8 protein-coding genes are annotated in these 6,694 nt (G+C 65.7%); 3 read left to right on the plus strand and 5 right to left on the minus strand.

Translation table 11 applies throughout. The features are described from left to right. From JNJ68_RS08610 to cysQ, 5 genes are all read right to left on the minus strand, one after another. The coding region (locus tag JNJ68_RS08610; RefSeq protein ID WP_294981466.1) for a glycosyltransferase family 2 protein at nt 1-1,002 on the minus strand (1,002 nt) is incomplete at its 3' end. Nucleotides 1,003-1,012: 10 nt separating this feature from the next. Next, nucleotides 1,013-2,113: a glycosyltransferase family 2 protein gene (locus tag JNJ68_RS08615; protein WP_363165641.1), complete on the minus strand. Its 1,101-nt coding sequence runs from the start codon at nt 2,111-2,113 to the stop codon at nt 1,013-1,015. A 2-nt stretch (nt 2,114-2,115) separates the two neighbouring features. Continuing rightward, nucleotides 2,116-3,012: a UTP--glucose-1-phosphate uridylyltransferase GalU gene (galU, locus tag JNJ68_RS08620; protein WP_294981469.1), complete on the minus strand. Its 897-nt coding sequence runs from the start codon at nt 3,010-3,012 to the stop codon at nt 2,116-2,118. A gap of 174 nt (nt 3,013-3,186) precedes the next feature. Beyond that, nucleotides 3,187-3,978, minus strand: coding sequence for a manno-octulosonate cytidylyltransferase (locus JNJ68_RS08625; RefSeq protein WP_294981479.1), 792 nt, complete (start codon nt 3,976-3,978; stop codon nt 3,187-3,189). After that, nucleotides 3,975-4,763, minus strand: a complete 789-nt coding sequence (gene cysQ, locus JNJ68_RS08630) for a 3'(2'),5'-bisphosphate nucleotidase CysQ (protein WP_294981481.1) — start codon at nt 4,761-4,763, stop codon at nt 3,975-3,977. The genes JNJ68_RS08625 and cysQ overlap by 4 nt, the downstream gene beginning before the upstream one ends. A gap of 106 nt (nt 4,764-4,869) precedes the next feature. On the opposite strand from cysQ, the gene JNJ68_RS08635 reads away from it, so the two are divergent. The 3 genes from JNJ68_RS08635 to JNJ68_RS08645 form a co-directional block, all read left to right on the plus strand. Further along, nucleotides 4,870-5,694: an ABC transporter permease gene (locus JNJ68_RS08635; protein ID WP_294981483.1), complete on the plus strand. Its 825-nt coding sequence runs from the start codon at nt 4,870-4,872 to the stop codon at nt 5,692-5,694. Continuing rightward, nucleotides 5,694-6,287: an SH3 domain-containing protein gene (locus JNJ68_RS08640; protein ID WP_294981485.1), complete on the plus strand. Its 594-nt coding sequence runs from the start codon at nt 5,694-5,696 to the stop codon at nt 6,285-6,287. The genes JNJ68_RS08635 and JNJ68_RS08640 overlap by 1 nt, the downstream gene beginning before the upstream one ends. 222 nt (nt 6,288-6,509) lie before the next feature. After that, on the plus strand, nt 6,510-6,694 hold a 185-nt coding region (locus JNJ68_RS08645), incomplete at its 3' end, for an Hsp70 family protein (RefSeq protein WP_294981487.1).

Consider the following 6,694-nt stretch of genomic DNA (forward strand, 5'->3'; position numbering starts at 1 on the left):
GTTTCCTTTCGACATCAGGCCCAGCACCTCCAGCTGGCGCCAGTTGACATATTTCTCGCTCCAATTGCACCAGAGATCGCGCTCGCGGGCGATGCCTTCGCGGTAGGCGCGGTATTCGTGGCTTTCGGCATAGTGCTGGCCGCGGGCCAGTTCCTCGGCGGCCTTGGCGGCGAAGGTATCCAGGAACTTGGCGTGGAGGAGGACGCCGGAGGGACGCTCGCCGCCCTGGTCCTCGTAGGTGAGGTTCAGCTGGCGGGGGAGAGCCATGTGGGTCGAGGAGACATAGGCGTAGGCGCGGTGCCACTTCACGAGCGGCATCTTGTTCATCGCGGGGGCGTGTTTCGGGCGGTCTGGGAAGAAGAGGCGGGCGCGGGGACCGCCCTGGATCCAGAGGTTGCGATAGAGCGGGTTGCGGTTGATCAGGTAGTTGCCGCTGTCGAAATAGGGGGCGATCTCGAAGGGGTTCTGGCCCTCGCGGTAGGGCTGTTCGTGCATCGCGCCCTTGGGATACATGTCCAGCATCATAGCGGCGAAGCTGGGGATGTCGGCGTTGTCGAGCCAGTCGGTGAGGGCGCGGAGGGGGCGGGTCTCGCAGAACGGGTAGACGAGGAATTCGTCGACGTCGACGGTCAGGCACCAGCGGCCATGGCCGTGGCGGCGGAGGAGATGCATCATCCAGTCCATGCCGAAGCGCGACTGCTTGTAGCCGGCGGTGGCGGACCAGACAGAGACATCGGGCTGGTCGGCGAGGTAGTCGCGGGTGCCGTCATCGGAGCCGTTGTCGACGATGAGGAAGTGGTCCACCCCGAGGCGGCGGTAGTAGGTCAGGAAATACGGCAGCCGGATGCGTTCGTTGCGGATGGTGGAGAAGAGGAGGATCGGCTGCGCGGGAAGGTTGGCGGTGCGGTCGGTGACGGGGGTCAGCTGACGGCCACGGCGCCAGGCGCGGGCGAGCAGGTATTTGCGCCGGGTGCGCAGGCGGACGAGGTCGATCAGGCCCATGCGTGTCCCGTCATATCCAGCCGCCCCGCGACATCAGGCCCAAAGCCTCCAACTGCCGCCAGCCGGTGTAGCGGGTGGAGGCGGCGCAGTGCAAGACCGGGTCGGCGGTGAGGCGGTCGTAGTAGGCGGCATACTGGCTGGCGTCGCCGAAATGCTGACCCCGCGCCTTTTCCTCGGCGGAACGGTCGGTGATGCCGGGCAGGAACTTGGTGTGGAGAAGGATGCCGGAGGTCAGCTCTCCGCCGTCGATGGCGTAGACCTGGTTCAGGCGGGGGGGCAAGAGGGCGTGGGTGGAGTTGACGTAGGCGTTGCGCCAGTGCCAGCGGACCAGCGGGGTCTTGTTCAGCGTGGGCGCGCGGCGGGGATCGGCGGCGAAGAAGGCGCGGGCGCGGGCGCCGCCCTGGACCCAGAGGTTGCGCATCCGGGGCTGGACCTGGACCTGGTAGTTGCCGGCATCGAACCATGACAGGTGCCGGATCGGGTCATCCTCTGGCCCGACCTGCCCCTGCGAGACCGGGCCTTCGGGATATATGTCCAGCGTCAGCGCGCCGAAGCTGTCGTGGCCCTGAGCCTCCAGCCAGCCAGTCAGGGCGGGCAGGGGGCGGGTCTGCCAATAAGGGTAGACCAGCAGCTCGTCGGCATCGAGCGTGAGGCACCAGTGGCCATGGCCGTGGCGCATCTGAAGCCAGGTCAGCCAGTCCATCCCGAAGCGCGAGGCCTTGTAGCTGGCGGGGGTGCGCCAGAGCGAGACATCGGGCTGGTCAGCGAGCAGGTCGGCAGAGCCGTCGGTGCTGGCGTTGTCCACCGCGAGGAAATGCCGGACCCCAAGCGCGCGGTGGTGGCGCAGGAAATGCGGCAGGCGATGGGCCTCGTTCCGCAGGCAGAGGAAGCAGAGGACGTCGCTGGGGTTGATCTGCGCGGTGCGGTCCGTCACCACCGAAAGCTGGCGGCGTTTCCGCACCGCGCGCATGAGCAGACGCTGGCGGCGGAGGCGCAGCTTCAGCGCCAGAAGCGCCCCGGTCAGGGCGCCGGGAGGGTCCGAAAGCTCGCCTATGGCGCAGGCATGGGGCAGGCCCCGGGGAAAGCTTCCTCTCTCGCCCCGGCCGCCCAAGCCTATTGCGCAGCCTTCTGCATTGCCGTCAGCTCGTGCAGGAAGTCCGAGAATTCCTCGCCGAATTCGGGGCGCGACAGGCCGAAGGCGACGGTCGCCTGAAGGAAGCCGATCTTCGAACCGCAATCGTAGCGCTGGCCCCGGAAGCGCAGGCCGAAGACGCCGCCGGGCTTTTTCGTTTCCTGCGCAATGGCGTCGGTGAGCTGGATCTCTCCACCCGCGCCCTGTTTGATCTTGTTGAGGTTGGTCAGGACCTTGGGCGTCAGGATATAGCGCCCGATCACCGCAAGGTTCGAGGGAGCATCCTGCGGCGCTGGCTTTTCCACCATGCCCTTGACCTGGACGATGGCACCATTGTCCTCGGCGATGTCCAGCACGCCGTAGCTGGAGGTCCGCTTCGGCGCGACCTCCATCGCGGCGACCATGCAGCCGCCGGTTTCGGCATGGGCCTCGACCATCTGTTGCAGGCAGGGGGTTTCTGCGGCGATCACGTCGTCGGGCAGAAGGACGGCGAAGGGCTCATTGCCGATCAGGCGGCGGGCACACCAGACGGCATGGCCAAGGCCCATGGGCCGGTTCTGCCGGACATAGGCGATGGCGCCCGAATCCATGTTGGTGTCCTTGAGGATTTCCAGCAGGTCGGTCTTGTTCTTCTTCTTCAGCTCGGATTCCAGTTCCGGCGCGTGGTCGAAGTAATCCTCCAGCGCGGATTTGCCGCGCGAAGTCACGAAGATGAATTCCTTGATCCCGGCGGCGCGGGCCTCGTCGATGGCGTACTGGATCAGCGGTCGGTCGACCAGCGTCATGATCTCTTTCGGGATCGACTTGGTGGCCGGCAGGAAGCGCGTTCCAAGCCCCGCCACGGGAAATACTGCCTTGGTGATCTTTCTGGTCTTCATGACTCGTCCCAACCCCATCCGGTCTTGATAAAATCTCGACTCAATGTCGTTCGCAGGCGAATCTGACCTTAAGCGGGCAGTGCCGCGGCAATATTCGTAAACTGCACCAGCAGGCCCTCCTTCGCATCAAAAAACGACAGCAGGGCGACAATCCTTACCCTCTGCGATCGCTTTTCAGGCAGAGGTTGTGGCGAGCATGGCTTCGATGATTGCGACATCGGAGGGATTGTTCAGCTCCCAGAACTGGCGGCCCCTGGCTTCGACTTCGACGCAGAGGACGGGGCGGCCCTGTTCCAGGAAGCGCAGCTGTTCCAGCCCCTCCAGGGTTTCCAGCGGACCCATGGGCCAGGAGGGATAGGCCGCCAGTGCGGCCGGGCGGTAGGCGTAGACGCCGACATGGTGAAAGACCGGGGTGGGCTCGTCCGGGGCGTAGTCGCGACCCGTGTAGGGGATGACTTCCTTGGAGAAATAGAGCGCGCGGCCCCGGTCGCCGAAGACGGCGGTGGTGCCGCCGACGCGGCCTGCGCGGCGGTCGGCGAGGAAGCCCGCCACGGCCCGGCCGTCGCAGCGCAGGACCGGGGTGGCGATGTCGGCGCCGGGGTCGGCGGTCATGCCCGCGACGAGATGCTCGACGAACCATGCCGGGGTGAGCGGCGCGTCACCTTGCAGGTTCACGATCAGGTCGTAGCCGGGGAGCTTCACAGCCACCTCGGCGCAGCGTTCGGTGCCGTTGCGGGCGTCCTGGGAGGTCATCACCACCTCGGCCCCGAAGCCGCTGGCATGGTCGGCGATGCGGGCGTCATCGGTAGCGACGACGACGCGGTCGACGCCTTGCACCTCCATCGCCGCCTCCCAACTGCGGCGGATCAGGGTCTTCTCGCCATCGGGACCTTTGAGCGTGACCAATGGCTTGCCGGGGTAACGGGTGGAGGCATAGCGGGCAGGGATGGCGATCAGGGTCTTCATTTCAGCACGACCCCCGGAGCATAGGCGATGAAGAAGGGGTTGTCCCAGCCGGGCTTGCCATAGGCGAGCGGCTGGTGGTCGTCGAAGCGGACGGTGCGGCCCCCTGCCCCGCGCAGGACAGCGTCTCCGGCGGCGGTGTCCCATTCCATCGTGCGCCCCAAGCGGGGGTAGAGGTCGGCCTCGCCGGTGGCGAGAAGGCAGAACTTCAGGCTGGACCCGGCGGAAGTCATGTCGCGGACGGCGTAGCGGGCGATGTAGTCGTCGGTCGCCTGATCGCGGTGCGATTTCGAGGCGACGACCATCAGGGCTGCATTGTCGGGGGCGGAGACCTTGAGCGGCGCGAGGGGCCCCGGTTCGGGGCCGAAGGGGCCGGTCTCCTCGACCGAGGTGCCATCGGGCAGGGTGTAGAACAGGCGCCCCTTGGCGGGGGCATAGACGACGCCACGGGTGGGCACGCCATCCTGGACATAGGCGATGTTCACGGTGAAATCGCCGCGGCGCTGAACGAATTCCTTGGTGCCGTCCAACGGATCGACGATGATGAAGGTCCGGGCGGTCAGCGCGTGGCTGGCGGCCTGTTCCTCGGTGATCAGCGGTACGTCCGGGAAGGCGGTACGCAGGCCCGCCGAGATGACGGCATCGGCGGCAAGATCGGCCTCTGTCACCGGCGAAGCGTCGCCCTTGGCGCGGACCTCGAAATCCGGGCCGTGGTAGACCCGAAGGATGCGCGCACCCGCCTCCAGCGCCAATCGGCGGAAAAGCGGCATCAGTTCGGCAAAATCCATCACAGTCCCCGTGGCGATTGATCAAAGGTCCGGGGGCCCTTATCCTTCGCCGTCAACGGAACGGCAAGATTTCCTGGTACAGGATGCCGACCGGAAGGAAAGACGCATGTTCCGACACAAGCCCGTTGCGCGGTCCTGGCTCAGCCTGGCGTTCGAGACGCTGGAGCTGATCTACCACGTCGCGGTCCGCAACCTGCGCAAGTCGCACAACAATGCGGTGCTGGGCCTGGTCATGTCGATCGTGCAGTCGCTGATCATGCTTCTGGTCATGTTCTTCATGATGCAGCTCTTCGGGATGCGCCGGATCGCCGTGCGGGGCGATTTCATGCTGTACGTCATGTCGGGCGTCTTCATGTTCATGACGCATATCAAGGCCATCCGCGCCGTCTCGGCCGCGGACGGGCCGACGTCGACGATGATGATGCACGCGCCGATGAACCCGATCATCTCGATCATGGGGGCCGCGCTGTCCTCGCTTTACCAGCAGACGCTGTCGGCCGGGGTCATCCTGTTCGTCTATCATGCCGCCTGGAACCCGGTCACCATCGACGAGCCCGTCGGGATGCTGGGGATGTACCTGCTGTCCTGGTTCACCGGCATCGGCATCGGCATGGTGTTCCTGTCGGCCAAGCCCTGGCAGCCCGAGCTGGTGGGAATCCTGGTGCTGCTCTACACGCGGGCCAACATGATCGCCTCGGGCAAGATGGTGCTGGCCAACAACCTGGCACCAAAGCGGCGCGACCTGTTCGACTGGAACCCGCTGTTCCACACCATCGACCAGGCGCGGGGCTTTGTCTTCCTGAACTACACGCCGCGCTACACCGACTATCACTACGCGATCAAATACGCGCTGATCTGCATCCTGATCGGGCTGATGGCGGAATTCTTCACCCGCCAGCATGCCTCGGCCAGCTGGGGCAAGCGGCGGTGATGCGGGTCTTCCTGTTGCTACTGGCGTTTGCGCTTCCCCTGCGGGCCGAGGTCTATCCGGCGCTGCATGACGTGACCGGGGTGGCTTCGGACGACGTGCTGAATATCCGGGAACAACCTTCGGCAGATGCGCGGATCATCGGGACGCTCGCCCCCGAAGCCACCGGGGTCGAAGTCGTCGCCGTGCAGGACGGCTGGGCGGTGGTCAACGCCGCTGAAGGCACGGGCTTCGCTTCGATGCAGTTTCTGAAGCGCGCGGACGACCTCGACTGGAACCTGCTGAAAAGCCCTCTTGTCTGCCTCGGGACCGAGCCGTTCTGGTCGCTGCAGATCGACCCTGCCAACTGGGCGTCCCGGTTCCGGGCACCCGATGACCCGACCGCTCGGGCCTTGCCGATTACGACCACCTGGCCCGCGCTCATCTCGTCGGGGGCCGCTGCCGTCGAACTGCCGGAAGGAGTTCTCGTCCTCACACCTGCCGAATGCTCCGACGGCATGTCCGACCGACGCTTCGGCATCGCCTCCGATCTTTTCCTGACGGTATCCGGCCGGGGCGGGCGCCTGTCCGGCTGCTGCCGCCTGGGCCTGCCGTGAGACTTCGTAAATCGTAATCCGACAGTTTTACGGAATTCCGCGCATCGGCGCCGAAGATTCGCGCAGCACCCCGCGCGGCAACCGTTGCAGGCCCGAAAACGCCTGCCTATATACGCCACACACGGGCGCCGGGCCGCCAGACCTGACGCTTTTCACAAGGTGGGGATGCCTGCGCATCGAGGGTCCTTGCCGGAACATCGCCTGAAGTAAAGGGATACACACATGGCCAAAGTCATCGGGATCGACCTCGGGACCACCAACTCCTGCGTTGCCATCATGGATGGTTCGCAACCCCGGGTGATCGAGAATTCGGAAGGCGCGCGCACGACGCCCTCCATCGTCGGCTTCACGGAAAGCGAACGCCTGGTCGGCCAGCCCGCCAAGCGGCAGGCCGTGACCAACCCCAC

It is taken from the genome of Tabrizicola sp. (assembly GCF_016793705.1).
Lineage (GTDB): Bacteria > Pseudomonadota > Alphaproteobacteria > Rhodobacterales > Rhodobacteraceae > Tabrizicola.